The sequence below is a fragment of the Streptomyces sp. NPDC091272 genome (genome assembly GCF_044757485.1).
Lineage (GTDB): Bacteria > Actinomycetota > Actinomycetes > Streptomycetales > Streptomycetaceae > Streptomyces.
Genome location: NZ_JBIVVC010000003.1, coordinates 363,746 through 387,472, shown reverse-complemented (window position 1 = coordinate 387,472; position 23,727 = coordinate 363,746). Strand labels below are relative to the sequence as shown.

The following is a 23,727-nucleotide window of genomic DNA, read 5'->3' as shown; positions in this document are numbered from 1 at the left end:
GGTCAGCGCCGTCCTGCGCGGCGGCGCGGTGGCACCGGGGCGGCAGGGTCGTCCGAGGACGCGGGAGCGCCCTTGGGCGTGAAGGTGTCGGCCGGGGGCGGAGTGGCTCCCCGGGCGGCCGAGGCGGAGAGCCGGACGAGCCGGGACTCGGAGTGGTCGAGCCAGCGCGCCTCGGCCTCGGTCTGGAAGATCAGCTGTTCCAGCACGAGCAGCCAGGCCACGTCGTCGCGGCCCCTGGCGCTGTCCTGGAAGTCGCCCTGCGTGCCGGTGGCGGACTCCACGGCGACCAGGGCCTGCGCCTTGAGCCGGGTGTAGTCCTGCATGGCCTTCAAGGTGGCGTGCCGCTGGGACTGGATGACGGCCCGGATGTCGACGCCGGGAGCGCCGACGGCCATGGCGAGCTTGATGGCGAGTTCGTCGCGGGGCGGGCTGGTGCGGTCGACGGGGCGGCCGAACCACTGGTGCAGTTCTTCGCGTCCGGCGTCGGTGATCGCGTACAGCGGGCGTCCGGCGTCGTCGTCGCCGTCGGCGGCGACCATGCCGTCGCGTTCCAGGCGGCTGAGCGTCGTGTAGACCTGCCCGACGTTCAGCGGCCAGGTGGCGCCGGTCCTGGACTCGAATTCGGTACGCAGCTGGGAGCCGTACCGGGGGCCCTGCTCAAGAAGGGCGAGGAGCCCGTGGCGGATCGACATACTGAGTATGTATACCGAGTATGGACCTGATGGCAAGCCTGGCCGGCGCCACTTCGGGCGGTACGTGCCGGTGACGCGGTGTCTAACGGCGGCGCAACCGCATCGCCAGGAACCCCAGTCCCAGCCCCACCAGGAGGATGCCGGTGCCCAGTGGCAGCACCTCCAGGGTGAACGGTGCGGGCCGGCGTGCGGCCTCTTCCCACGGGTCGGCGGGGGGAGTCGCCCCCCGGGACGGCTCCGGTGGTTGTGGTGTGACGGGTGACGGGGGCGAGGGAGGCACCGGGCGCGGGAGCGGCAGCCGCGGGCGCGGGGCGGGTGGCGCCTCCGGTACGTTCCCGATGACCGGCCGTACGATCTCGGGCTCGGTCGCCCGCCCGGGACGGACCTGCCCCAGCCCGGCCCGCCGCCCGGCGAGAGGCCCGTCGGCGCGGTCCACGGACACCACCGGTCCCACCGCGCCGGACGCGTCGGAGGTGTCCGTGGGGTCGCGGTCCCCGTCGACCATCGGGTCGGAGGGCTCCGGCGGGGTCGCAAGGCCGGCCGCGACGGACGAGCCTGTGACGGACGAGCCTGTGACGGACGAGCCTGTGACGGACGAGCCTGTGACGGACGAGCCCCCGAAATCCGGTGCGGGGGGCGCCGCGACGGAGGGGGCGCAGGTCCCCAGTGCTGCCGCCGCTCCCAGCGAGACCGCCGCCGCGAGAGCGGTGACCTGTGCGCGGAGCCTTGGAGCCATCGGGCGACCGCCTCCCGTCCGGTACCGCCGAGCCAACAGACTCAGCGTCACATACCAGGTCGAAACGGGCACCTGTATCGCGGCATACGGAACCTCACCCTCCGCCGCACGCGCTCCCCGCACTCCGCCACCGCAAGGCCGCGCTGTCCGCCGTGCCGCGTGCTGCCCGTGCGCTCGCGCTGCCGCAAAGCCCCGCGCTGCCAAGCCCTCGCGTCTCGCGCCGACGCAAGGCCCGCCTGCCGCGCCCCCCGCCTAACCTGCCGGGTTGCCCGTGGAGACCGTCAGTTCGATGGTGGTCCGGTCCGGGTCCATCGCCGTGCCCGCCCTCGGGTACTGGTCGATGACCGTCTCCTCGCCCCACTGGTTCTCGTCGGTCGACTTCTCCTGGAACTTCCAGCCCGCCGCCTGCAGGCACTCCTTCACCGAGCGGACGTTCTTGAAGACGAAGTCGGGTGCGTCGACCTTGGCCGGGTCGAGGTCGTTCTCGTCGGGGCTGGTGCACTCGGTGCTCTTGATGGTCTTCGACCGGTCGGGGCCCTTGAAGCCCTCCTGCTGGCCGGTCGTCTGCCCGTCCGCCTCGGTGCCCGGGTCCTTCTTCTCGCCCGGGACCATGGCGTAGACCACGCCGCCGATCGCCAGCAGCGCGACCACGATCGCGCCGATGACCAACGGCAGGTTGTTCTTCCTCGCGGGCGGGTGCTGCGGCGCGGGTGCCTGCGGTGTCTGCGCGGAGGGCTGTGCGTACGGGGAAGGCGGGGGCGTGGCGTAGCCGCCCTGCTGCGGGTACCCGTAGGCCGGCTGCGGCGTGGGGACCGGGGCGGGCGTCATCGGCCCGTAAGGACCCGGGCCGGGGGGCGGCGGCTGGTACGGCATCTGCACACCGCTCGCCGGAACCCCGTAACCGCTCTGCTCGACCGGCGGGAAGACCGCCGAGCTGACGCCCGAGCCGCTGTTCATGGTGGGTCCGCTGCCTGGAACGATCACTGGTGCGGCACCCGGCCGGACCGTGCTGAGCACCCGCACACACTCGTCGGCCATCGCCGCTGCGCTGGGGAAGCGCTCGTTCGGGTTCTTCTTCAGGGCGCGCGCGACGAGCGCGTCGACGGCCGGCGGAATCGTCCGGTTGATGGACGAGGGGGCCACCGGCTCTTCCTGGACCTGTGCATACGCAAGGGCGAGAGGCGAGTCGGCCTCGAACGGCAGCCGCCCGGTGAGCAGCTGGAACAGCATGATGCCGACCGAGTAGAGGTCGGAGCGGGCATCCACGCCGCGCCCCAGGGCCTGCTCGGGCGAGAGGTACTGCGGGGTGCCGACGACCATTCCGGTCTGGGTCATCGAGGTGACGCCGGACTGCATGGCGCGGGCGATGCCGAAGTCCATGACCTTGACGACCCCGCGCTTGGTCATCATCACGTTGCCGGGCTTGATGTCGCGGTGCACCAGGCCCATCTCGTGACTGGTCTCCAGCGCCGCGAGCACGTCCGAGGTGATCTTCAACGCCTTCTCGGCGGGCATCGCGCCGTACTGGCGGACGTCGGCCGCCAGTACCGAGCCGAGCGGCTGGCCCTCGACGTACTCCATGACGATGTACGGCATCTGCATACCGCCGAGCTCGTCCTCGCCGGTGTCGAAGACGGAGACGATGTTGGTGTGCGAGAGCTTGGCCACTGCCTGGGCCTCGCGCCGGAAGCGCTCGCGGAAGGCGGCCTCGCGGCCCATCTCCGCGTGCAGCGTCTTGATCGCGACCTGACGGTCGAGGGCGGAGTCGTACGCCAGGTAGACGGAGGCCATGCCGCCCTCGCCGAGCAGGTCGCGCAGCTGGTACCGCCCGCCTGCCACCGAGCCGCCGGCATACCGGCCCCGCGTGCCGTCCTGGCTCATGACTGTGCATCCCCCTCGGCGCGGCGGCTCCGCGTCAGTCCTTCTCCGGTGCTGTGCCGGGACGGTCCGCGACCGCCCCTCATCACCGGCCAAGTCTGCCCGAGGGCACCGGCACGTCAAGCGAGGTGCCCGATCCGTGACCGTACGCGCAACGAAGAGTCTCGGAAGCGTTATCAGCGGAGCCGCCGAGCGGTACGAAGGACGGGTAATTTGCACGGGTACAGGCGCAACGGTTTTGATGGCAGGTCCATCTCGCAGCAGGGCTCCCTCGTACGAGGCTGTAGCGTGACGTGGCGGAGAACCCTGTGAACCCCCGCGACGCGATACATGCGCCGGCGCGGACAGATGATGACGGCGAGGACTGATGGCACCCGAACCCGAGGACACCGGCGGCGGAGTGTCTGACCTGCCGGAATCATTCGGTATGGGCGGACTGGTCGGCGACGGTCGTTACCGGCTGACGCACCGTCTCGGCCGTGGCGGCATGGCCGAGGTGTTCGCCGCGGAGGACGTACGGCTCGGCCGTACGGTCGCGGTGAAGCTGCTCCGCTCCGATCTCGCCGAGGACCCGGTCGCCAAGGCGCGCTTCACGCGTGAGGCGCAGTCGGTCGCCGGCCTGAACCACCACGCGGTCGTGGCCGTGTACGACTCGGGCGAGGACCGCATCGGCGGCAATCTCGTCCCGTACATCGTGATGGAGCTCGTCGAGGGCAACACCATCCGTGACCTGCTGCTCAACGCCGAGGCCCCGGGCCCCGAGCAGGCGCTGATCATCGTCTCCGGCGTGCTGGAGGCCCTCGCGTACAGCCACCAGCACGGCATCGTGCACCGCGACATCAAGCCCGCCAACGTGATCATCACGCACGGCGGCGCGGTCAAGGTGATGGACTTCGGCATCGCGCGCGCCCTGCACGGCGTGCAGTCGACGATGACGCAGACCGGCATGGTCATGGGCACCCCGCAGTACCTCTCCCCCGAGCAGGCGCTCGGCAAGGCCGTCGACCACCGCTCCGACCTGTACGCCACGGGCTGTCTGCTGTACGAACTGCTCGCGCTGCGGCCCCCCTTCATGGGCGAGACGCCGCTGTCGGTGGTCTACCAGCACGTCCAGGACCTTCCGGTGCCGCCGTCCGAGATGTCGGACGTGGCCCCGCCGGAGCTCGACGGCCTGGCCATGCGCGCCCTCGCGAAGGACCCGGACGACCGGTTCCAGAGCGCGGAGGAGATGCGCGGGCTGGTTCAGTACGGGCTCCAGATGCTCCAGCAGCAGGGCAGCCACACCGGCACCTGGAACACCGGGCCGGTCGAGATGCACGAGTCCGGCTACACCCCGGCCCACGGCACCGCCGGGACGATGGCGCTGGGCCACCCGCAGCACGGCGACACCTCGCAGTTCCGGCCCACCGGTGCGATGCTCCCGCCGGGCAACCCGAACGACGGGGCGTACGACGGCGGCTACGACCAGGGCCGCCCCAACCGCACCAAGATGTGGATCTTCGCGGTGCTGGCGATCCTCGCGATCGCGGGCGGCGTGGCGTACGCGGTGAACGCGATGAACGGCGCGGAGAAACTGCCGCAGGAGCCCAAGCAGTCGCCCTCCGTCAGCAGCACCCCCTCCAGCCCGCAGGGCAGCGAGTCGCCCACCGAGACCGACAACACCACCGAGGGTGACAGCGACAGCAGCTCCAACTCGGTGACCGGCGGCGGTACGGGCGGCAACCCGCCTCCCTACACGCCGAGCAACAAGCCCAGCAAGACCCCCACCACCGGCCCGACGAAGGACCCGACGACCCCGCCGACCGGCAGCGTCGACGGCGGCGCCAACAACGGTGGCGCTGCTGACAACGGTGGTGCGGCCGACGGTGGTGCGGCTGACGGTGGTGCGGCTGACGGTGGGGCCGCTGACGGTGGGGCCGCCGATGGTGGTGCGGCCGATGGTGGAGCCGCTGACGGTGGTGCGGCCGACGGTGGCGCTGCTGACGGAGGCACCACTCCCGGCGGCGCTGCCAACGCGGGCGAGGCCGAGGGCAACGCCAACGCGGGCGCCGCGGCGGGCACCAACGCGGCAGCGGGCACCACGCCGTAACCGCAAGCCCCTACGCGGGCGCCGCGGCGGGCATCCCGCCGCGGCCGAGGCGAGGCCGCCGCCCGCGAGTGGCCCGCCCGCGAGGGACCCGCCTCTCCCGCGGGCCCGCCCGCGAGGGGCCCGCTCGCAGGCCCGCCCGCGAGTGGCCCGCTCCCCCGCGGGCCCTCGCGCCGGGGCTCACCCCGCGAAGGCGTCCAGCACCGCCTCGTACTCCTTGGTCCACCAGACCGCCAGGGCCGACGCCGCAGGAAACTGCGGGTCGGCCCTTCGGTCGTGCAGCTGGTAGCGCCATCGCAGTATCCAGAAGTCGTTCAGCCGTTCCCACCACACCCGGTGGACGGCCGCGGCCAGCTCGGCCCCGTCCGCGCCCGACGCCCGCCGGTACGCGCGCGCGTAGGCGCGTACCTTCGCCAGCGTCAGCTGCCCGTCCGGCCGGACGAAGAAGATGGCCGCCGCACGGACCGCCTCCTCGGCGCGCGGCTGCACCGCGAGCCGGTCCCAGTCGACGATCGCGGCCGGGTCGGCGTCGCGGTAGAGCAGGTTCAGCGGGTGGAAGTCGCCGTGCACCCATCCGGCGGCCGGCTCGTCCCCGGCCGCGGGACGACGGTGCGCGTGCCGCTCCAGGAGTGTGCGGCGCTCCAGGAGGCGGTGCTCGGCGAGTACGTCGAAGGCGTCCTGGGGGCGCCGTCGGCGGGCCAGCAGCAGCAGTTCCGCGATGGTCTCGAAGCTGTCCGCCGGATCGGCGCTCAGCTGTCCGCCGTCCCGGCCGGCCTCTGCCTCCATGACCTCGTCCAGGCACGTGTGTACGACGCCGAGCAGCGCGCCGAGCCGCAGCGACTCGGTCTCGGTGTGCTGGGCGCCGCCCCGGTGGCTGCCGTCGACCCAGGGATGCAGTGCGTAGCAGCGGTCGCCGATCACCGCGACGGTGTCACCGCCGGAGTCGTGCAGGGGCGGGGCGACGGGCACGCCGAGCCCGGCCAGGCGCCGGGTGGCACGGTGCTGGCGGGTGATGGCCGCGCGGTCGCCGTCGAGGTGGTGCTTGAGGAAGAAGTCACCGCGGGTGGTGGTCAGCCGGAACCCGTGGTTCAGCAGGCCCTGGGCCACGGGCTCGCAGGACACCGGCTCGCCCAGCGCCGCGTACCGGCCCAGCAGCCGCCGCACGGGCGGGTCGGGTGGCGGCGCGGCGTCGGCGGCGGTCAAGGCGTCGGCGGTGACGGAGGTGACAGATGAGCGCGGCACCCGGCAGATGTTAGATCACCTGAGGTGAGGGGTTCTCACCCTGTGTGCTGAAGAGTCCGCTCCCGGATCCCGGACAGCGTGTGGACCAGGTAGAACTGCGGATCGATCCGCATGTGGACGGCCTCGAAAGGTTCGCCCTCGACCTCGGCAGGGCCGGGCCCGAACAGTTTCCGCTCCGCGACGGTGGGCTCGACGATGCGGGCCTCCCCGGTGGCCTGGACCGACCACAGCCGGCTCTCGCCCGAGTTGAAGTTGTCGGTCTCGTACGCGACGACACTGCCGTTGCAGGCCTGGTGGTAGCCGTAGCCGGCATGCATGCGCAGCAGGATCGCGCCGTCGGCGACCACATGGCGCGCGACGGCCAGGAACGGCAGCGCGCGCATGCTGGTGGCGACCCGGCCGTACGGCACGGAAGTCAGCAGCTCGATGGCGCGGTGGCTGTCGGAGGTGGGCATGTCTTCACTGTGCGCCATGCCGGGGCCGTGCCAAAAGAGACCTAGGTCCCGAGAAAGGTCACATAGTGGCTGATCAGCGCGGTGCGAGGGGTGCAGTCGCGCTGGTCAGCGGCGCTCTTCCGCCTGCATTCTGGCGACGTAGGCGGCGGCCTGCGAGCGGCGTTCCATGCCGAGTTTGGACAGCAGGCTGGAGACGTAATTCTTGATCGTCTTCTCCGCGAGGTGCAGCCGCTCGCCGATCACGCGGTTGGTCAGGCCCTCGCCGATGAGGTCGAGGATCTTCCGCTCCTGCTCGGTGAGGTTGGCCAGTCGCTGGTCACCCTTGGCGTTGTTGCCGGCCCGCAGCCGCTCCAGGACGCGGGCGGTCGCCACGGGGTCGAGGAGGGATTTGCCCGCCGCGACGTCCCGTACGGCCGAAAGCAGTTCGTTGCCGCGGATCGCCTTGAGGACATAGCCGGACGCACCCGCCATGATCGCGTCGAAAAGGGCCTCGTCGTCCGCGAACGAGGTGAGCATCAGACATTTGATGTCCTCGTTCTGTGAACGGACCTCGCGGCAGACCTCCACACCGCTGCCGTCCGGGAGCCGGACGTCGAGCACGGCGACGTCGGGGCGGGTCGCAACGATCCTGACCAGGGCATCTGCCGCTGTGCCAGCTTCCCCGACCACCTCGATGTCCTCCTCGACGGAGAGCAATTCGTGGACGCCACGCCTGACGACTTCGTGGTCATCAAGAAGGAAAACGGTGATTTTGCCTGATTCGCGCACGACGCCATCCTCACACATGAACTCTTCCCGTGCCCGAGGTGACCGGGATAACGTGCCCCTGTTCCGGCGGCCCGCAAGGCTCTGACCAGTGGTTGTTCCCGCATTCTTCGATTTACTTGGAAATCCAAGCAAAATCGCAGGTCAAATGGGGTTTCGCAGTTATGCGAAGCACTGGGTAACGTGCTTTTTACAGGGTGCTCGCCGGGGCACCTGTCACGCCTTGTCCCGACCGAGCGCACCCACCCCGTGCGCGGGTACGGGGACAGGGCGAGCCGCACTGGTCTCCCGGCAGACCCCGGGGGCCGGACCGACGGAGGAGCACGCACGTGACCGTGGACAGCACTGCCGCGCGTAAACCGCGCCGCAGCAGCGGAGCATCAGGAGCGGCCGCCAAGCGCGCCGGCGCCAAGAAGGCCACCGCCAAGGCCCCCGACGAGCCGCAGCTGGTCCAGCTGCTGACCCCCGAGGGCGAGCGGGTCACCCACCCGGACTACGAGATCGACCTGAGCGCCGACGAACTGCGCGGGCTGTACCGGGACATGGTCCTCACCCGCCGCTTCGACGCCGAGGCGACCTCGCTCCAGCGCCAGGGCGAACTGGGCCTGTGGGCCTCGCTGCTCGGCCAGGAGGCCGCCCAGATCGGCTCCGGCCGTGCGCTGCGCGACGACGACTACGTCTTCCCGACCTACCGCGAGCACGGCGTGGCCTGGTGCCGCGGCGTCGACCCGACGAACCTGCTGGGCATGTTCCGCGGGGTGAACCACGGCGGCTGGGACCCCAACAGCAACAACTTCCACCTGTACACGATCGTCATCGGCTCGCAGACCCTGCACGCCACCGGCTACGCCATGGGCGTCGCCAAGGACGGCGCGGACTCGGCCGTGATCGCGTACTTCGGCGACGGGGCGTCCTCCCAGGGCGACGTAGCTGAATCGTTCACCTTCTCCGCGGTCTACAACGCCCCCGTGGTCTTCTTCTGCCAGAACAACCAGTGGGCGATCTCCGAGCCCACCGAGAAGCAGATGCGGGTGCCGCTCTACCAGCGCGCCCAGGGGTTCGGCTTCCCCGGCGTCCGCGTCGACGGCAACGACGTGCTGGCCTGCCTGGCCGTGACGAGGTCCGCCCTGGAGCGGGCCCGCCGCGGTGAAGGGCCCACCCTGGTGGAGGCGTTCACCTACCGGATGGGTGCGCACACCACCACCGACGACCCGACGCGCTACCGGGCCGACGAGGAGCGCGAGGCGTGGGAGGCGAAGGACCCGATTCTGCGCGTCCGCACCTACCTGGAGAAGGAAGGGCTCGCGGACGCGGCCTTCTTCGAGGAGATGGAGGCCGAGAGCGAGGCACTCGGCAAGCGGGTCCGCGAGGTGGTGCGCTCGATGCCCGACCCCGACACCATGGCGATCTTCGAGAACGTCTACGCGGACGGGCACGCGCTCGTCGACGAGGAGCGCGCCCAGTTCGCCGCCTACCGGGCGTCGTTCGCCGAGGAGGGCAAGTAGCCATGGCAGTTCAGAAGCTCCCGATCGCCAAGGCGATCAACGAGTCCCTCCGCAAGGCCCTGGAGACGGACCCCAAGGTCCTGATCATGGGTGAGGACGTCGGGAAGCTCGGCGGTGTCTTCCGGGTCACCGACGGTCTGTTCAAGGACTTCGGCGAGGGCCGGGTCATCGACACCCCGCTGGCCGAGTCCGGCATCGTCGGCACCGCGATCGGTCTGGCACTGCGCGGTTACCGCCCGGTGGTGGAGATCCAGTTCGACGGCTTCGTCTTCCCGGCGTACGACCAGATCGTCACGCAGCTCGCGAAGATGCACGCCCGCTCGCTCGGCAAGATCAAGCTGCCGGTCGTCATCCGCATCCCGTACGGCGGCGGCATCGGCGCCGTGGAGCACCACAGCGAGTCGCCCGAGACGCTGTTCGCCCACGTGGCGGGTCTCAAGGTGGTTTCGCCGTCCAACGCGTCCGACGCCTACTGGATGCTGCGCCAGGCCGTGCAGGGCGACGACCCGGTGATCTACTTCGAGCCGAAGCGGCGCTACTGGGACAAGAGCGAGGTCGACTTCGACGCGATCCCCGCCCCGCTGCACAGCGCCCGGGTCGCCCGTACGGGCACGGACCTCACGCTCGCCGCGTACGGGCCGATGGTCAAGGTCTGTCTGGAGGCCGCGGCCACCGCGGCCGAGGAGGGCAAGTCGGTCGAGGTCGTGGACCTGCGCTCGATGTCCCCGATCGACTTCGACACCATCCAGACCTCGGTCGAGAAGACACGGCGCCTGGTCGTCGTGCACGAGGCTCCGGTCTTCTACGGTGCGGGCGCGGAGATCGCCGCCCGGATCACCGAGCGGTGCTTCTACCACCTGGAGGCCCCGGTGCTCAGGGTCGGCGGCTACCACGCGCCGTACCCGCCGGCCCGCCTGGAGGACGAGTACCTCCCCGGGCTGGACCGGGTGCTCGACGCCGTCGACCGCTCGCTCGCGTACTAAGGGGCCGACCAGATGACTACAGAGACCGCTGCTCGCTACCGCGAGTTCAAGCTGCCCGACGTGGGCGAGGGCCTCACCGAGGCCGAGATCCTCAAGTGGTACGTCCAGCCGGGTGACACCGTCACCGACGGCCAGGTCGTGTGTGAGATCGAGACCGCGAAGGCGGCCGTCGAACTGCCCATCCCGTACGACGGAGTGGTGCACGAGCTGCGCTTCGACGAGGGCGTGACGGTCGACGTCGGCACCCCGATCATCACGGTCGACGTGGCGCCGGGAACCGCCGCCCCCGAGGCGCCCGCCGCCGCACCGGCCCCGGCTCCGGCCACCGAGCCGGAGCAGGACGAGGCCGAGGCGCCCTCGGGCCGTCAGCCGGTCCTGGTCGGCTACGGCGTCGCCGAGTCCTCCACCAAGCGCCGCGCCCGCAAGACGGACGCCCCGGCGCCCGAGAAGGCGGCCTACTCCGCCGCCGTGCAGGCCGAGTTGAACGGCGCGTCCGCCGCCGGCCAGGAGCGTACGAAGCCCCTGGCCAAGCCGCCGGTGCGCAAGCTCGCCAAGGACCTCGGCATCGACCTCGCGGCCGTGACGCCGAGCGGTGCGAACGGCGTCATCACGCGTGAGGACGTGCACGCCGCGGCGGGCGCCGCGGTGGAACCGGCTGTTTCACGTGAAACAGCCCTCGACGACGCGGATGTTTCACGTGGAACAGCCGGTCCGGGCACGGCCGCCGCCACCGTGGTTTCGGCCGAGGCCGGTCAGCGAGAGGTCCGTACCCCGATCAAGGGCGTCCGCAAGGCGACCGCCGCGGCGATGGTGAACAGCGCGTTCACCGCCCCGCACGTCACCGAGTTCATCACGCTCGACGTCACGCGCACGATGAAGCTGGTCGCCGAACTCAAGCAGGACCCCGACCTGGCAGGTCTGCGGGTCAACCCGCTGCTGCTCATCGCCAAGGCCCTCCTCGTCGCCATCAGGCGCAACCCGGCCGTCAACGCGGCCTGGGACGAGGCGAACCAGGAGATCGTGCAGAAGGGCTACGTGAACCTGGGCATCGCCGCGGCCACCCCGCGCGGGCTGATCGTCCCGAACATCAAGGACGCCCACGCCAAAACCCTGCCCGAACTGGCGTCCGCCCTCGGTGACCTGGTCGCCACCGCCCGCGAGGGCAAGACGTCCCCCGCGGCCATGCAGGGCGGCACGGTGACCATCACCAACGTCGGCGTCTTCGGCGTCGACACCGGCACGCCGATCCTCAATCCGGGCGAGTCCGCGATCCTCGCGGTCGGCGCGATCAAGCTCCAGCCCTGGGTCCACAAGGGCAAGGTCAAGGCCCGCCAGGTCACCACCCTGGCGCTCTCCTTCGACCACCGGGTGGTCGACGGTGAGCTCGGCTCCAAGGTGCTGGCCGACACGGCGGCGGTACTGGAGAACCCGAAGCGCCTGATCACCTGGGCGTAGCACGGCAGCAGGCAAGGGCCCGTCCGCGATGTGGACGGGCCTGTCTCTTGTGCACCTGTTGTATCTATGCTGTGCGCATGCCTGCCGCACCTCCCGCCGCCGAACGTGTCTACGACCACATCAAGAGGGGCGTCCTCGACCGCAGCTACGAGGGCGGAACGCTCCTCACCGAGGGCCACCTCGCCGAAGCGGTCGGCGTGTCGCGCACCCCGGTCCGCGAGGCGCTTTTGCGCCTTGAGGTCGAAGGGCTGATCAAGCTCTACCCGAAGAAGGGCGCCCTGGTCCTGGCCGTCTCCGCACAGGAGATCGCGGACGTGGTGGAAACCAGGCTGCTGGTCGAGGAGTTCGCCGTACGAAAGGCCGTACCGGCGACGCCGCATCTCATCGCCCGGCTCGAAGGGCTGCTCGCCGAGCAACAGCGCCGCGCGCTCGCCGGGGACCTCGCGGAGGTCGCCGACACCGACCGCCGCTTCCACGCGGAGATCGTCCGCAGCGCGGGGAACCAGATCCTGTCCCGCCTCTACGACCAGATGCGCGACCGGCAGCTGCGGATGGGCGTCGCCGTGATGGAGGCCCACCCGGACCGCATCGCGCTCAACATCGCCGAGCACGCCGAAATGCTCGACGCGCTCAGGGCGGGTGACGCGGACGCCGCGGCCGCCTGTGTCCACCGGCACGTCAGCCGGGTCAAGGTGCTGGTCAGGGGGGACGACCGATGAGCAGGTCCACGGTGCCCCGGTTGCACGGCGACCCGCCGGGCGGTCGCAAGGCGGTCGCCGTCTGGTCCGTCGGAGTCGCCGTCTACTTCGTCGCCGTCACCTTCCGCACCAGCCTGGGCGTAGCGGGACTGGACGCCGCCGACCGCTTCCAGGTCAACGCCTCGGCCCTCTCCACCTTCTCCATACTCCAGCTGCTCGTGTACGCGGGCATGCAGATACCCGTCGGGCTGATGGTCGACCGGCTGGGCACCAAGAAGGTCCTGGCGCTGGGCGCCGTCCTGTTCACCGTCGGCCAGGTGGGTTTCGCCCTCTCCCCGACGTACGGCACCGCGCTCGTGTCGAGGGCGCTGCTCGGCTGCGGTGACGCCATGACGTTCATCAGCGTGCTGCGGCTCGGCACCCGCTGGTTCCCGGCCCGGCGCGGTCCGATGATCGCGCAGGTCGCGGCCCTCTTCGGGATGGCGGGCAACCTGGTCTCGACGCTGGTCATCGCCCGGTCGCTGCACGGCTACGGCTGGACCGTGACCTTCCTGGGCAGCGCGGCGGCCGGTGTGGTCGTCCTCGTACTGACGCTGCTGCTGCTGAAGGACCACCCGGAGGGGTACGAACCCCCGTCGGTGACGCGTGCCGGACCCGCCTTCGTACGACAGCAGATCGCGGCGGCGTGGCGCGAGCCCGGTACGCGGCTCGGGATGTGGGTGCACTTCACGACGCAGTTCCCGGCGATGGTGTTCCTGCTGCTGTGGGGGATGCCGTTCCTGGTGGAGGCGCAGGGCATGTCGCGGGCGGCGGCCGGTGAGCTGCTGACACTGGTCGTGCTGTCCAACATGGTCATCGGGCTCGTGTACGGGCAGGTCATCGCGCGGCGCCACACGGCGCGCGTCCCGCTGGCTCTCGGCACGGTTGCGGCGACCGCCGTGCTCTGGGGCGCCGTGATCTCCTACCCGGCGCCGCACGTACCGCTGTGGCTGCTGGTCACGCTGTGCGTGGTGCTCGGGGCGTGCGGTCCCGCCTCGATGATCGGCTTCGACTTCGCGCGGCCGGCGAACCCGCCGGAGCGACAGGGCACGGCCTCCGGAATCGTCAACATGGGCGGCTTCATCGCCTCCATGACCACCCTGCTCGCGGTCGGCGTGCTCCTCGACGCCACCGGTGACAACTACCGCATCGCGTTCGCCTCGGTGTTCGTGCTGGAGGCGGTGGGGCTGACCCAGATCCTGCGGTTGCGCAACCGGACGGCGCGGCGCGAACGGGAACACCTGGTGGCGAGCCGGGTGGAGGCCGTGCACGTACCCGCGTGAGGATGTTTCACGTGAAACGCCGCTACGGCGTCACGGCGAAGTTCCGCAGGATCGCGTCGGCCAGGTCCTCGTCGCCCTCGATCTTGATCAGGTCGGCCACCGCCGCGTACCGCACCCGGCCACAGGCCAGCCGGTAGAAGGTCTCCCAGTCGAGCGCGACCGTGACGAGCGGGCCGAGCGAGGGGGTGCCGTCGACGGTGCCCCGGCCACGGTCGTCGACGCGCACCGTACGCAGGAACTCGACCGGGCCGTGGACGTCGAAGACGACCGCCGAGTTCGTGGGCGCGCCCGCGTCCTTGGCGACGACCTTGGGCAGGGCCTGCAGCAGGAAGTCACGGGCGAGGTACGCGCCGGGGGAGTCCAGGTTGCCCGGCTGCCGGAAGGTGGTGCGCAGGTCCTGCTCGTGCACCCACACGTCGAACGCCCGCATCCACAGGGCGGTTTCGAGGGTGGTCTCCCGGCCGGTGAGCGGCGAGCGGACGGTGGTGTCGGGGGAGCGGCTCTCGTTCCGCAGCTGGCGGTTGCGGCGGATGATCGTGTACTCCAGCTCCGAGGTCATCTCCGGCGCCGTGTGGTGACGCCGCACGTCGACCTGCACCTCCAGGTAACGCGCCACGTCGGAGGTGATGTGGAAGAGGTCGCTCGGCAGGGAGTGGATCGGGCGGGGGTCGCCCAGCATCTCGCACTCGGCGCCGATGACGTGGGAGACGATGTCGCGCACCGACCAGCCGGGGCACGGGGTGCGGCGGTTCCACTCGCCCTCGACGAGTGGCTTCACCAGGTCGGATATCGCCTCGATGGAATGCGCCCAGGCATCGGCACTGGTCTGCAGGCTGGCTTGGTGGACGGTCACGGGACCCCTCGGGCGGTTCAGTGGCGGCGGCGCGGGCGGTGCGGCTGGGTTGCCGTGCGTGCGGGCGGGCAGATGCGGTTCGGGTGTCCGGGTGCGGACTTGAACGCTAAGTTACGCTGCCCGGAGGCACCCCGGCAGTGCTTTCGTGTGACGATCGTAGGCCCGTGTTGACGGCTCGAATGCCAGGACGGTGGTAGTGTGCGCGCCTCTCTGCTCCAGATCGACGTAAAGGACGAGGAATCGGTCAATTCCCGCCGGGAGAGGGTCGCCTCGCTGGTGCGGGAACAGCAGGGCAGTGACCTCGTGGTGCTTCCCGAGCTGTGGCCGACGGGAGCCTGGGGGTACCAGGGGTTCGCCGAGGAGGCGGAGCCGCTCAAGGGCCCCACGTACGAGGCGATGGCGAAGGCGGCGCGGGACATCGGGGCCTGGCTGCACGCCGGTTCGTTCGTGGAGCGGGCCGCGCCGGAAGACGGCTCGGCCTCGGCGCAGGGGGCCCTCTACAACACCTCCCTGGTCTTCGCCCCCGACGGTGAACTCGCCGCCTGCTACCGGAAGATCCACCGCTTCGGCTTCGACGAGGGCGAGGCGGTGCTGATGGGCGCGGGGCGCGAACTGGTCACCGTACGCACGCCGGAGCTGCACCTGGGCCTTGCCACCTGCTACGACCTGCGCTTCCCCGAACTCTTCCGCGGGCTCGTCGACGGCGGCGCCGAGGCCTTCGTCGTGCCCGCCGGATGGCCCGTGAAGCGGCGCGGACACTGGACGCTGCTGGCCCGCGCGCGGGCGGTGGAGAACCAGGCGTACGTCCTGGCCTGCGGCACGGCCGGCACGCACGCGGGTGTCGAGCAGGCCGGGTACAGCGTCGTCGTCGACCCTTGGGGCGAGGTACTGGCCGAGGCGGGCGCGGGCGAGGAGGTCCTGGTGGTGGACCTGGACCCGGCACGGCCCGCGGCGACCCGCGAACAGTTCCCGGCCCTCAAGGACCGCCTGCTGGGCCTGCCGGAACCGCACCGGCCCTGACGAGCACGCACCGGCCCTGACGAGGACGCACCGGATCCGACAAGGACGCACCGGATCCGACGAGGACAACCAGGGGCCCTAGTCCCCCTCACGCTCCTTCTCCGCCATGCGGATCACGCAGACCGCGACCGCGATCAGCAGGGCCGCGTCGGTGTCCTCCCGTACGACGTTGACGGCGTACGTCTCCCGCACCCGGAACCACTGGCGGGAGATGTGGGCGAGGAGTTCGCCGTCGTACTCGACGGCGAACTCCCGGTCCAGCACCCTGCCGCTCACGTCCAGTTCGGTGCCCTCGTTGAGCGTGACGCGGTAGTGGTTGCGCAGCAGCGACAGCCGCTTTTTCCGTACGGTCGCGAGCGCCTCGCCATTCCTCTCCAAGGTCATCGCGTCCCGCCAGCTGAGCATCTTCTCCCTGAGCGTGATCAGCGTCCGTCCCTCGGAGTCCTTGATCTCCAAGGTGTCCCGCAGCCGGAGTGCCTTGCCGTCGACGAGGAAGGCATGCTGTCCGTTCTCGTCCTCGATCCAGTAGTCGTCACCGATCGAGAAGAGCTTGTCGCGTACGAGAAACTTCATGCCATGACGGATACCCGCCCCGACGGCCGAGTCACGCGCGCGGCGCCCCGGGCTCCGGTCGCTCGGGCCTGGTCCGTACGTAGGTGAGCCCGGGGCGGCCGTCGAAGTCGGCCGTTCCCGTCGTCAGGAAGCCGGTGCGGGCGAGGACCTTGCGGGAGGCGAGGTTGTCGCGAGTGGTCGCGGCACGCAGGGTGTGCAGTGCGTAACGGGTCTCCGCGAGGGAGCAGAGCGCGCGGACGGCGGCGGTGGCGAGCCCACGGCCACCCGCCTTCTCGGCGAGGCGGTAGCCGACCTCGGCCGAGCCGTCGGCGATGTCGACGAGGTTGAACCGGCCCAGGACCTCGCCGTCCTCGCCCACGAGCAGGTGGAACGCGATCGTGCCCGCGGCCTGTTCGGCGAGCAGGGCGCGGTGCCGGTCCGCGAACCCGGTGAAGTACGCGTCACCCCGGTCGGGAACGGACGCGGCGAAGAAGGCACGGTTGGCGCGTTCGAAGGCGAGGAGCGCGGGGGCGTGTTCGGCACGCAGGCGCTGGAGGCCGGGAACGGGCAGCGGCGCGGGGGTGGGCGCGGGGCCTGGGTGCGGCACGGTCACGGATCTCGTGTTCACCGGGTGGTCAGGAGGAGGTACGGAAGGCGGTCAGGCCGGGTTCGAGGGTCAGGCCGTTCCAGGGCGTGAGGCCCGCCTTCTCAAGCACGCGGGCGGAGGCAGGGTTGTCGAGCGACACCTTCGCGTAGACGGTGTGCACGCCCGGGGCGCCGAGCGCGTGCGCGACCAGTGCCCGGGCAGCCTCGGAGGCGTAACCGCGGCGCCGGCGTGAGGGCGCCACTCCGTACCCGAACTCGATCTCGCCGTCGGTCGGCGGCCAGAAGAGTCCGATGGCACCGACGACCTGGCCGCTCCCGCGTTCGACGATCTGACGGTGGCCGTACTCGCCGTACCAGTCTGGGTTCTCGGCGAAGAGCCCGGACAGGCTCTGGTCGCCCTCGGTCGGGTAGTCCTGCGCCCAGTGCGCGAGGTGCTTCCCGGCGATCACCGCGTCGATCTCCTCCGGGGTCCAGGCGCGCAGCAGGAGACGGTCGGTGGGCAGGTCGGCGACGAGCGGCAAGGGGTCTCCTGAACGGGGTTTCCGGTACGCGAACGGGGTGGCGTGCGGAGGTGTTCGCGGCCTCGGGCCGTCACGTTCCCAGAGGAGGGTGGCCGGGGCAAGTGGATTAGTGGGGCGGTGTGCCGGCGGCCCGGCGGACGGTGATGCTGCCGATGGTCGTACGGGCCCGGACCTCGACGGTTTCTCCGGCGTCGCCCGGACCGTCCGCGTCTGCAAGGTCTGTTTCGACCCTGCCGAGCGTGGAGTTGACGTCGAGCCAGGCCGCGGAACCGTCCCTGACACCGACCTCGATGTTCCCCGCCGAGGTCTCGACGGTGACCTTTCCGCGGATGACCTCGTCGAGCCGCACTCCCCCGTTGGCGGTCCGCGAGGTGACGGCGGAGCGGGCGCGGCCGACGGTGACGTTGCCGTTGGCGACGCGCAGGTTCAGTGCTCCCGTGATGTCGTCCACGCGGATGTCGCCGTTGGAGCTCTTGACGGTGCCGGTGCCGCCGACCGTGCCCAGCCGGATCTCGCCGGAGCCGGTGGTGACCTCGGCGTTGCCCTCGACGTGGTCGGCGGTGACGCTGCCGTGTCCGGTACCGAGATGGACCGTGTCCGCGTGGCCCACCCGGATGTCGCCGACCGACGCCCTGACGCGCACCTCGGAGAACCGTCCCCGGCAGTCGAACTCACCCACCGAGGAGCGGCCTTCGAGCAGGGAGCCGGCGGGCACCTCGATCTCCACGGCGATGCTGGGAGTCTTGCCGAAGAGAGCGCGGGTCCTGGGGGCGCGAACCCGCAGCGTGCCGTTCGCACAGTCCACCTGGGTCTGCTCGGCGGCCTTCACGTCGGCGGGCCTGTCCTGCACCCCCGGCAGCACGGTCACGACCGTGTCGGTGCGTTCGGTGGCGAGGACCCGTACCGTGCCCACCTCGATGCTCACGGCGGCCGTGACCGGGGTGGGGGTCTTGAAGCGGTGGACGTGCGGTTTTTCGGCGGACCGGGCTTTCGGCATGACTGTCCCGTTCTCCTGGTTCCAGCGGGTCGTCCCCGCAGCCGGGTGGCCGCGTGGAGTGTTCCGGTCGGCGTCTCGCGCTCCGCGTCAGCGGACCCAGCCCGTGAAGCTCTGCCTGCTGCGGCCGGGGTGCTGGACGGGGTCGGCGTAGGGAGGGCGGCCGGTGCCCGACGGTCCCGCGCCAGGTTCGACGGCCGAGGCCACGGCCCGTACCAGCCAGGCGTTCAGCGACAGGCCCTCGTGTCCTGCCGCTTCCTCGGCGCGCGTCTTGAGGTGGGCGGGCAGTCGCAGGTTGATCCGGGAGGTGCCGTTCTCCTCGGTGTCCGCGGGCCCCGGGCCTGCCGAAGTTTCCGCGGCCCGGGAAACGGCTGCCGGGGCAGGCCCGCTCCCCGCCAGGCCGTCCCGCGTCCCCTGCCCGCTCCCCGCCCGGTCTCCGCGCGTCTCCTGTCCGCCGGGTTCGGGCCGCCCCGCGAACTCCGGCCCGCCCGGCGCCGGCGTCACGACGAACGACGGGTCGAGCCCCCGCAGCCGTACGTCCACCGAACCGGGCGCGAGCTCGCGGGTCACCTCGCCCATGGCGTCCGAGAGGACGTTCAGCAGGGCGAGCCTGGCGGCCGACTCCAGCGGCGCCGTGAGCCGCTCCGCCAGGGCACGAGCCTCGTCCCCTCCCGCTTCCGCGGCCGTCGCGAGTTCGCGGCGGAGGGTGTCGACATACGGCGTGAGGTCCATGGCGGCATTATGGTGCCACAGTGGTACCAGATCAAGGGCTCCTGGCTCAGCGCCGGGGCGGCGGCGAGCTGCGCCGGAGTGGCAAGCTTTAAGGATGAACGATGCTGCCCCGGCGCCCACCCCCGCGCCCCGCCGTGCCCGTGTCCGCGCCCCCGAGCTGATCGGCAAGGGCGGCTGGCTGAACACCGGAGGCAAAGAGCTGACCCTCGCCGGGCTGCGCGGCAAGTGCGTGGTGGTCGATTTCTGGACCTTCTGCTGCATCAACTGCCTCCACGTGCTCGACGAGCTCCGTGAGCTGGAACAGCGGCACAGCGACACCACGGTGATCATCGGCGTGCACTCGCCGAAGTTCGTGCACGAGGCCGAGCACCAGGCCGTCGTCGATGCCACCGAGCGCTACCAGGTGCACCACCCCGTCCTGGACGACCCCGAGCTGGCCACCTGGAAGCAGTACGCCGTCCGCGCCTGGCCGACCCTGGTCGTCATCGACCCGGAGGGGTACATCGTCGCCCAGCACGCGGGCGAGGGGCATGCACACGCCATCGAGCGGCTGATCACCGAGCTGGAGGCCGAGCACGAGGCCAAGGGGACGCTGCGGCGCGGTGACGGCCCCTATGTCGAGCCCGAGCCCGTCGCCACCGATCTCCGCTTCCCCGGCAAGGCGCTCCTGCTGCCCCAGGGCGACGGGGAGCCCGGCCGGCTGCTGGTTTCCGACACCACCCGCAACCAGCTCGTCGAGCTGGCGTCGGACGGCGAGCGCGTGCTCCGCAGGATCGACGGCGACGACGGCGGTGGCGGCGGTGGGTTCAACGAGCCGCAGGGGCTCGCCCTCCTCCCCGACGGCCGGGTGGTCGTCGCCGACACGGTCAACCACCAGCTGAAGTCGTACGACCCGGTCAACGGCCGGGTGGAGGTGCTCGCCGGGACCGGAAAGCAGTGGTGGCAGGGCGAGCCGACCTCGGGGCCGGCGCTCGACGTGTCGCTGTCGTCCCCGTGGGACGTGGCCTGGTGGCGCGGCGAGGTGTGGATCGCCATGGCCGGTGTGCACCAGCTCTGGGCGTACGACCCGGAGTCGGGCCGGGTCCGGGTGGCCGCCGGGACCACCAACGAGGGCCTGGTCGACGGCCCGGTCGCCGAGGCCTGGTTCGCGCAGCCCTCCGGTCTGGCCGCCGCCGACGACCGCCTGTGGGTCGCCGACTCGGAAACCTCCGCGTTGCGCTGGGTGGACACCGACGACGTCGTCCACACCGCCGTCGGCACCGGCCTCTTTGACTTCGGGCACCGTGACGGCGAGGCCGGACAGGCCCTGTTGCAGCACCCGTTGGGCGTCACCGCGCTGCCCGACGGATCGGTCGCGATCAGCGACACGTACAACCACTCGCTGCGCAGGTACGAACCGCACAGCGGCCAGGTCACCACGCTCGCCACGGACCTACGGGAGCCGAGCGGCGCGGTCCTGGTCGACGACGACATCGTGGTCGTCGAGTCGGCGCGGCACCGGCTGACCCGGCTGCGGCTGCCCGAGGAGGCGGTACGGGTGGAGGCCGTCGCCCACCGCACGCAGCGGGCCGCGACCGAGGTCGCGCCGGGCAAGCTCCGGCTCGACGTCGTCTTCGAGGCGCCGAGCGGTCAGAAGCTCGACACCCGGTACGGCCCTTCGACCCGGCTGCTGGTCTCCGCGACGCCGCCCGGACTGATCGCGGAGGGGGACGGTACGGGCAGCGACCTGAGCCGCGAGATCCTGTTGGACCCGGAGGTCGCGGAAGGGGTCCTGCACGTCTCCGCGATGGCCGCGTCCTGCGACGACGACCCGGCCAACGAGTACCCCGCCTGCCATGTCCACCAGCAGGACTGGGGAGTTCCGGTCAAGGTCACCGAGACCGGTGTGCCCAGGCTCGCCCTCGTCCTGGCGGGCCTGGACGCGTAGCCGGAACAGCCGTCGGGCCCGCCCCGCACCTGCGGGGCGGGCCAGGATGACGCGTTACTCGTAGCGGCGGTTCGGGTCCTCGACCACCGTGTTCTGCGCGGGCGGAACGATCACACCGCGACGGCGTCGCAGCACGCTCGTGAAGACCACGATTCCGATGACACCGACGAGCATCATGATCACCCCGACCAGGTCGAGGTTGACGCTTTCCAGCTCCCAGTCCGTGGCGAAGGTCAGGATGGCCCCCACCGCGACGAGGACGATGCAGCCGCCCAGTCCCATGTCAGTTCGCCTCCGAATGCGATTCCCGCGAATGCGCGACCCGCGAGTGCTTACGACCGTTCCGAGCCCGGTTTGCGTACGGAATCAATCGGCTCTCTTGTACGAGAGCGCGTACCCGGGCCCGGAACGGCCATGCGCGGAGGCGGAGTTCAGCCCTCCGGCCGGGCCGGCTTGGCCGGTTCGCAAGGGTGCGGTGGCAGGACCTGGACCCTTTCGGACCTAGGGTCTTTCGTTTGGATCAGGCTGGATCAGGGCGAGCCCAGCATGATCCAAACGAGAGGCCCTAGCCCTCCAGGAAGGCGGTCAGGGCGTTGGCCAGGAGGTACGGATCGTCGGCGCCGCACAGCTCGCGGGCGCTGTGCATGGAGAGGATCGCGACACCGATGTCCACGGTCTGGATGCCGTGCCGGGCGGCGGTGATCGGGCCGATGGTCGTGCCGCAGGGCATCGCGTTGTTCGAGACGAAGTTCTGCCACGGCACCCCCGCCTTCTCGCATGCTGCCGCGAACACCGCGCGCCCCGCGCCGTCCGTGGCGTACCGCTGGTTCACATTGACCTTGAGGATGGGGCCGCCGTTGGCGCGCGGGTGGTGCGTCGGGTCGTGCCGCTCCGCGTAGTTGGGGTGCACGGCGTGACCCGTGTCGGAGGACAGACAGATCGTCCCCGCGACCGCGCGGGCCTTGTCCTCGGGGGAGCCGCCGCGGGCGAAGACGGAGCGCTCCAGCACATTGCCCAGGAGGGGGCCGTCGGCGCCCGTGTCGGACTGCGAGCCGTTCTCCTCGTGGTCGAAGGCGGCCAGCACCGGGATGTACGGCAGCTCCTCGTCACCGCTCGCGACGGCGGCCAGCGCGGCGACTCCCGCGTGCACGGAGATCAGGTTGTCCATCCGGGGGCCCGCCACCAGTTCCTGGTCGCGGCCCAGGTAGGAGGGGGCCTCCACGGCGTGCGGCATCAGGTCCCAGCCCACGACGTCCTCGGGGTCCACACCCGCCTCCTGCGCGACGTACGCGATGAGGTCGCCCTCGTGCACCTCGCCCAGGCCCCAGATGGGCTGCATGTGCCGCTGCTTGTCGAGCTTCATGCCCTCGTTGACCGCGCGGTCGAGGTGCACGGCCAGCTGCGGGACGCGCAGCAGCGGCCGGTCGATGTTGACCAGCCGGTGCGAGCCGTCGCGCAGGGTCAGCCGGCCCGCGAGGCCGAGGTCCCGGTCCAGCCAGGTGTTGAGCAGCGTCCCGCCGTAGACCTCGACGGCGACCTGGCGCCAGCCCTCGTTGCCGGTGTCGGGGAGCGGCTTCACGCGCAGGTTGGGAGAGTCGGTGTGGGCGCCGACGATACGGAAGGGAGTGTGCGCCCGCGCGCCGTCCGGCACGTACCAGGCGACGATCGCACCGCCGCGCAGTACGTACTTGCCACCCGAGGTGCCGTCCCAGGCGTCGGTCTCGGCCACCTGCCGGAAGCCCACCTTCTCCAGCCGCTCGGCAGCGGCGGCGACGGCGTGGTACGGCGAAGGGCCGGCCGTCAGGAAGGACATCAGGTCGTCGGTGTGTCCGCGATCGAAGCGGGCTGCTGTGCTCATGTGTTCAGCGTAACCAGGCCCGCAGGCACCCGGGTCACGGTCAGGCACCGGGCGCGCTACAGCCCCGGCGGCCGCTCGAACCTCCTGCGCAGCGGCATCCGTCGCTCGCCGCGCGGCACCCTGGGCAGCATCTGCGGGGTGCCCGCCGCGCGCTGCGCCTGACGGCGGCGGCCCGCGCAGAACAGGCACTCCTCGCCGGGCGGGGCGTCCGGGTCGACCGGGGCGCCGGGGTGCTGGGCGCACCCGGAGGCGTTGCGCGGCCGGGACAGCTCGCGGGCCAGTACGAAGGCCCGGTGCAGGGCCTCGGCGAGTGCCGCGAACTCCGTGGGCCGTGAGGCCGTCCCGAGGTTGAACGAGCGCTCGTTGACCAGGGCGAACTGTGCGGTCAGCGTGGCCAGGGTGGTGCGCTGCCCGGTGCGCTCGGGCAGCCGGGGCGTCTCCTCGGCGGGGGTGGGTGCCCCTCGCTCGGTGAGCCGGCGGCGGTGGTTGCAGATCAGGCAGCGGCCCCAGCCGTCGGGCACGGTCGGGTCGACGGCGCCGTCGGGGTGCTCCTTGCAGCCGGTCACGTTCCGGGCGGGGGCGAGCTCGGAGGCGGTGCGGTACGCGCTGTACAGCGAGTCGGCGACCGGTTCGTACTCGGCGGGGTGGGCGCCCTCGTACAACTCGCCCACCAGGTCGTTCGCCGAGCCGAGCCTGCTGCGCAGCTCCTTGAGCGCGTGCGGCAGCCCGGCCGGGACCGAGTATCCGGCGCCCTTGCTCATGTGCTCCTGTCCAGCCATGCCAACAAGCCTGCCACGCCCCACCGACAGCGGGCCGGAGTGTTTCACGTGAAACACTCCGGCCCGTT

At 71.3% G+C, this 23,727-nt stretch carries 23 protein-coding genes; 8 read left to right on the top strand and 15 right to left on the bottom strand.

Features of this window, described 5'->3' with window-relative positions; translation table 11 throughout:
- Nucleotides 1-2: 2 nt before the first annotated feature.
- The 3 genes from ACIQM4_RS11000 to ACIQM4_RS10990 all read right to left on the bottom strand — a co-directional run bounded on the left by ACIQM4_RS11000 (nucleotide 3) and on the right by ACIQM4_RS10990 (nucleotide 3,309).
- The gene (locus tag ACIQM4_RS11000) at nucleotides 3-692 is read right to left on the bottom strand and encodes a PadR family transcriptional regulator (protein ID WP_401589134.1); all 690 of its coding nucleotides are present in this window, start codon (nucleotides 690-692) and stop codon (nucleotides 3-5) included.
- A gap of 82 nt (nucleotides 693-774) precedes the next feature.
- Entirely contained in the window at nucleotides 775-1,428 is a 654-nt protein-coding gene (locus ACIQM4_RS10995; RefSeq protein WP_401589131.1) for a hypothetical protein, read from the bottom strand.
- A gap of 252 nt (nucleotides 1,429-1,680) precedes the next feature.
- A complete protein-coding gene (locus ACIQM4_RS10990) occupies nucleotides 1,681-3,309 on the bottom strand; it encodes a protein kinase (protein WP_401589128.1) in 1,629 nt (542 codons plus the stop codon).
- 364 nt (nucleotides 3,310-3,673) lie between these two features.
- Here ACIQM4_RS10990 and ACIQM4_RS10985 point away from each other — a divergent pair, with 364 nt between their 5' ends.
- Nucleotides 3,674-5,395, top strand: coding sequence for a protein kinase (locus tag ACIQM4_RS10985; RefSeq protein ID WP_401589126.1), 1,722 nt, complete (start codon nucleotides 3,674-3,676; stop codon nucleotides 5,393-5,395).
- Between the two features lie 177 nt (nucleotides 5,396-5,572).
- Here ACIQM4_RS10985 and ACIQM4_RS10980 read toward each other — a convergent pair whose 3' ends face one another.
- From ACIQM4_RS10980 to ACIQM4_RS10970, 3 genes are all read right to left on the bottom strand, one after another.
- Nucleotides 5,573-6,634, bottom strand: a complete 1,062-nt coding sequence (locus tag ACIQM4_RS10980; protein WP_401589123.1) for a phosphotransferase — start codon at nucleotides 6,632-6,634, stop codon at nucleotides 5,573-5,575.
- A gap of 35 nt (nucleotides 6,635-6,669) precedes the next feature.
- On the bottom strand, nucleotides 6,670-7,089 hold the full coding sequence (locus ACIQM4_RS10975; protein ID WP_401589120.1) for a pyridoxamine 5'-phosphate oxidase family protein: 420 nt from the start codon (nucleotides 7,087-7,089) through the stop codon (nucleotides 6,670-6,672).
- A 105-nt stretch (nucleotides 7,090-7,194) separates the two neighbouring features.
- Entirely contained in the window at nucleotides 7,195-7,857 is a 663-nt protein-coding gene (locus ACIQM4_RS10970; RefSeq protein ID WP_401589117.1) for a response regulator, read from the bottom strand.
- Nucleotides 7,858-8,183: 326 nt separating this feature from the next.
- On the opposite strand from ACIQM4_RS10970, the gene pdhA reads away from it, so the two are divergent.
- The 5 genes from pdhA to ACIQM4_RS10945 all read left to right on the top strand — a co-directional run bounded on the left by pdhA (nucleotide 8,184) and on the right by ACIQM4_RS10945 (nucleotide 13,817).
- Nucleotides 8,184-9,359 carry a pyruvate dehydrogenase (acetyl-transferring) E1 component subunit alpha gene (pdhA, locus tag ACIQM4_RS10965; RefSeq protein ID WP_401589115.1) on the top strand — a complete coding sequence of 392 codons (1,176 nt, stop codon included), beginning with the start codon at nucleotides 8,184-8,186 and terminating at the stop codon, nucleotides 9,357-9,359.
- Between the two features lie 2 nt (nucleotides 9,360-9,361).
- On the top strand, nucleotides 9,362-10,342 hold the full coding sequence (locus ACIQM4_RS10960) for an alpha-ketoacid dehydrogenase subunit beta (protein WP_401589112.1): 981 nt from the start codon (nucleotides 9,362-9,364) through the stop codon (nucleotides 10,340-10,342).
- Nucleotides 10,343-10,354: 12 nt separating this feature from the next.
- Nucleotides 10,355-11,797: a dihydrolipoamide acetyltransferase family protein gene (locus ACIQM4_RS10955; protein ID WP_401589110.1), complete on the top strand. Its 1,443-nt coding sequence runs from the start codon at nucleotides 10,355-10,357 to the stop codon at nucleotides 11,795-11,797.
- Between the two features lie 77 nt (nucleotides 11,798-11,874).
- On the top strand, nucleotides 11,875-12,516 hold the full coding sequence (locus ACIQM4_RS10950; RefSeq protein ID WP_401589108.1) for a GntR family transcriptional regulator: 642 nt from the start codon (nucleotides 11,875-11,877) through the stop codon (nucleotides 12,514-12,516).
- On the top strand, nucleotides 12,513-13,817 hold the full coding sequence (locus tag ACIQM4_RS10945; RefSeq protein WP_401589106.1) for a nitrate/nitrite transporter: 1,305 nt from the start codon (nucleotides 12,513-12,515) through the stop codon (nucleotides 13,815-13,817). The genes ACIQM4_RS10950 and ACIQM4_RS10945 overlap by 4 nt, the downstream gene beginning before the upstream one ends.
- A 22-nt stretch (nucleotides 13,818-13,839) precedes the next feature.
- Here the strand turns inward: ACIQM4_RS10945 and ACIQM4_RS10940 are convergent, their stop codons facing one another.
- A complete protein-coding gene (locus ACIQM4_RS10940) occupies nucleotides 13,840-14,670 on the bottom strand; it encodes a maleylpyruvate isomerase family mycothiol-dependent enzyme (protein WP_401589103.1) in 831 nt (276 codons plus the stop codon).
- Between the two features lie 198 nt (nucleotides 14,671-14,868).
- Between ACIQM4_RS10940 and ACIQM4_RS10935 the strand changes: the two genes are divergently transcribed.
- Nucleotides 14,869-15,690: a carbon-nitrogen family hydrolase gene (locus ACIQM4_RS10935; protein ID WP_401589101.1), complete on the top strand. Its 822-nt coding sequence runs from the start codon at nucleotides 14,869-14,871 to the stop codon at nucleotides 15,688-15,690.
- A gap of 78 nt (nucleotides 15,691-15,768) precedes the next feature.
- Here ACIQM4_RS10935 and ACIQM4_RS10930 read toward each other — a convergent pair whose 3' ends face one another.
- From ACIQM4_RS10930 to ACIQM4_RS10910, 5 genes are all read right to left on the bottom strand, one after another.
- On the bottom strand, nucleotides 15,769-16,263 hold the full coding sequence (locus ACIQM4_RS10930; protein WP_401589098.1) for an LURP-one-related/scramblase family protein: 495 nt from the start codon (nucleotides 16,261-16,263) through the stop codon (nucleotides 15,769-15,771).
- Between the two features lie 31 nt (nucleotides 16,264-16,294).
- Nucleotides 16,295-16,855 carry a GNAT family N-acetyltransferase gene (locus tag ACIQM4_RS10925; protein WP_401589096.1) on the bottom strand — a complete coding sequence of 187 codons (561 nt, stop codon included), beginning with the start codon at nucleotides 16,853-16,855 and terminating at the stop codon, nucleotides 16,295-16,297.
- A 22-nt stretch (nucleotides 16,856-16,877) separates the two neighbouring features.
- Nucleotides 16,878-17,369, bottom strand: a complete 492-nt coding sequence (locus tag ACIQM4_RS10920) for a GNAT family N-acetyltransferase (RefSeq protein WP_401589092.1) — start codon at nucleotides 17,367-17,369, stop codon at nucleotides 16,878-16,880.
- Between the two features lie 106 nt (nucleotides 17,370-17,475).
- Nucleotides 17,476-18,366 (bottom strand): DUF4097 family beta strand repeat-containing protein, encoded by an 891-nt coding sequence (locus ACIQM4_RS10915; protein WP_401589090.1) that lies wholly within the window; start codon nucleotides 18,364-18,366, stop codon nucleotides 17,476-17,478.
- A gap of 87 nt (nucleotides 18,367-18,453) precedes the next feature.
- Nucleotides 18,454-19,095, bottom strand: a complete 642-nt coding sequence (locus ACIQM4_RS10910) for a toxin-antitoxin system HicB family antitoxin (RefSeq protein WP_401589088.1) — start codon at nucleotides 19,093-19,095, stop codon at nucleotides 18,454-18,456.
- 94 nt (nucleotides 19,096-19,189) lie between these two features.
- Between ACIQM4_RS10910 and ACIQM4_RS10905 the strand changes: the two genes are divergently transcribed.
- Nucleotides 19,190-21,022: a thioredoxin-like domain-containing protein gene (locus ACIQM4_RS10905; protein WP_401589087.1), complete on the top strand. Its 1,833-nt coding sequence runs from the start codon at nucleotides 19,190-19,192 to the stop codon at nucleotides 21,020-21,022.
- A gap of 54 nt (nucleotides 21,023-21,076) precedes the next feature.
- Here ACIQM4_RS10905 and ACIQM4_RS10900 read toward each other — a convergent pair whose 3' ends face one another.
- From ACIQM4_RS10900 to ACIQM4_RS10890, 3 genes are all read right to left on the bottom strand, one after another.
- Nucleotides 21,077-21,304 carry a DUF6458 family protein gene (locus ACIQM4_RS10900; RefSeq protein WP_401589084.1) on the bottom strand — a complete coding sequence of 76 codons (228 nt, stop codon included), beginning with the start codon at nucleotides 21,302-21,304 and terminating at the stop codon, nucleotides 21,077-21,079.
- 283 nt (nucleotides 21,305-21,587) lie between these two features.
- Nucleotides 21,588-22,880 carry a M18 family aminopeptidase gene (locus tag ACIQM4_RS10895; RefSeq protein WP_401589081.1) on the bottom strand — a complete coding sequence of 431 codons (1,293 nt, stop codon included), beginning with the start codon at nucleotides 22,878-22,880 and terminating at the stop codon, nucleotides 21,588-21,590.
- A 56-nt stretch (nucleotides 22,881-22,936) separates the two neighbouring features.
- Complete coding sequence (locus tag ACIQM4_RS10890; protein WP_401589078.1) at nucleotides 22,937-23,659, bottom strand: hypothetical protein; 723 nt, start codon at nucleotides 23,657-23,659, stop codon at nucleotides 22,937-22,939.
- Between the last annotated feature and the right edge of the window lie 68 nt (nucleotides 23,660-23,727).

Bases quoted from the DNA above. Each gene is read 5' to 3' on its own strand.
- ACIQM4_RS11000 (WP_401589134.1), bottom strand. From the start codon at position 692: ATGTCGATCCGCCACGGGCTCCTCGCCCTTCTTGAGCAGGGCCCCCGG.
- ACIQM4_RS10995 (WP_401589131.1), bottom strand. From the start codon at position 1,428: ATGGCTCCAAGGCTCCGCGCACAGGTCACCGCTCTCGCGGCGGCGGTC.
- ACIQM4_RS10990 (WP_401589128.1), bottom strand. From the start codon at position 3,309: ATGAGCCAGGACGGCACGCGGGGCCGGTATGCCGGCGGCTCGGTGGCA.
- ACIQM4_RS10985 (WP_401589126.1), top strand. From the start codon at position 3,674: ATGGCACCCGAACCCGAGGACACCGGCGGCGGAGTGTCTGACCTGCCG.
- ACIQM4_RS10975 (WP_401589120.1), bottom strand. From the start codon at position 7,089: ATGCCCACCTCCGACAGCCACCGCGCCATCGAGCTGCTGACTTCCGTG.
- ACIQM4_RS10960 (WP_401589112.1), top strand. From the start codon at position 9,362: ATGGCAGTTCAGAAGCTCCCGATCGCCAAGGCGATCAACGAGTCCCTC.
- ACIQM4_RS10955 (WP_401589110.1), top strand. From the start codon at position 10,355: ATGACTACAGAGACCGCTGCTCGCTACCGCGAGTTCAAGCTGCCCGAC.
- ACIQM4_RS10950 (WP_401589108.1), top strand. From the start codon at position 11,875: ATGCCTGCCGCACCTCCCGCCGCCGAACGTGTCTACGACCACATCAAG.
- ACIQM4_RS10945 (WP_401589106.1), top strand. From the start codon at position 12,513: ATGAGCAGGTCCACGGTGCCCCGGTTGCACGGCGACCCGCCGGGCGGT.
- ACIQM4_RS10930 (WP_401589098.1), bottom strand. From the start codon at position 16,263: ATGAAGTTTCTCGTACGCGACAAGCTCTTCTCGATCGGTGACGACTAC.
- ACIQM4_RS10915 (WP_401589090.1), bottom strand. From the start codon at position 18,366: ATGCCGAAAGCCCGGTCCGCCGAAAAACCGCACGTCCACCGCTTCAAG.
- ACIQM4_RS10910 (WP_401589088.1), bottom strand. From the start codon at position 19,095: ATGGACCTCACGCCGTATGTCGACACCCTCCGCCGCGAACTCGCGACG.
- ACIQM4_RS10905 (WP_401589087.1), top strand. From the start codon at position 19,190: ATGAACGATGCTGCCCCGGCGCCCACCCCCGCGCCCCGCCGTGCCCGT.
- ACIQM4_RS10900 (WP_401589084.1), bottom strand. From the start codon at position 21,304: ATGGGACTGGGCGGCTGCATCGTCCTCGTCGCGGTGGGGGCCATCCTG.
- ACIQM4_RS10895 (WP_401589081.1), bottom strand. From the start codon at position 22,880: ATGAGCACAGCAGCCCGCTTCGATCGCGGACACACCGACGACCTGATG.
- ACIQM4_RS10890 (WP_401589078.1), bottom strand. From the start codon at position 23,659: ATGGCTGGACAGGAGCACATGAGCAAGGGCGCCGGATACTCGGTCCCG.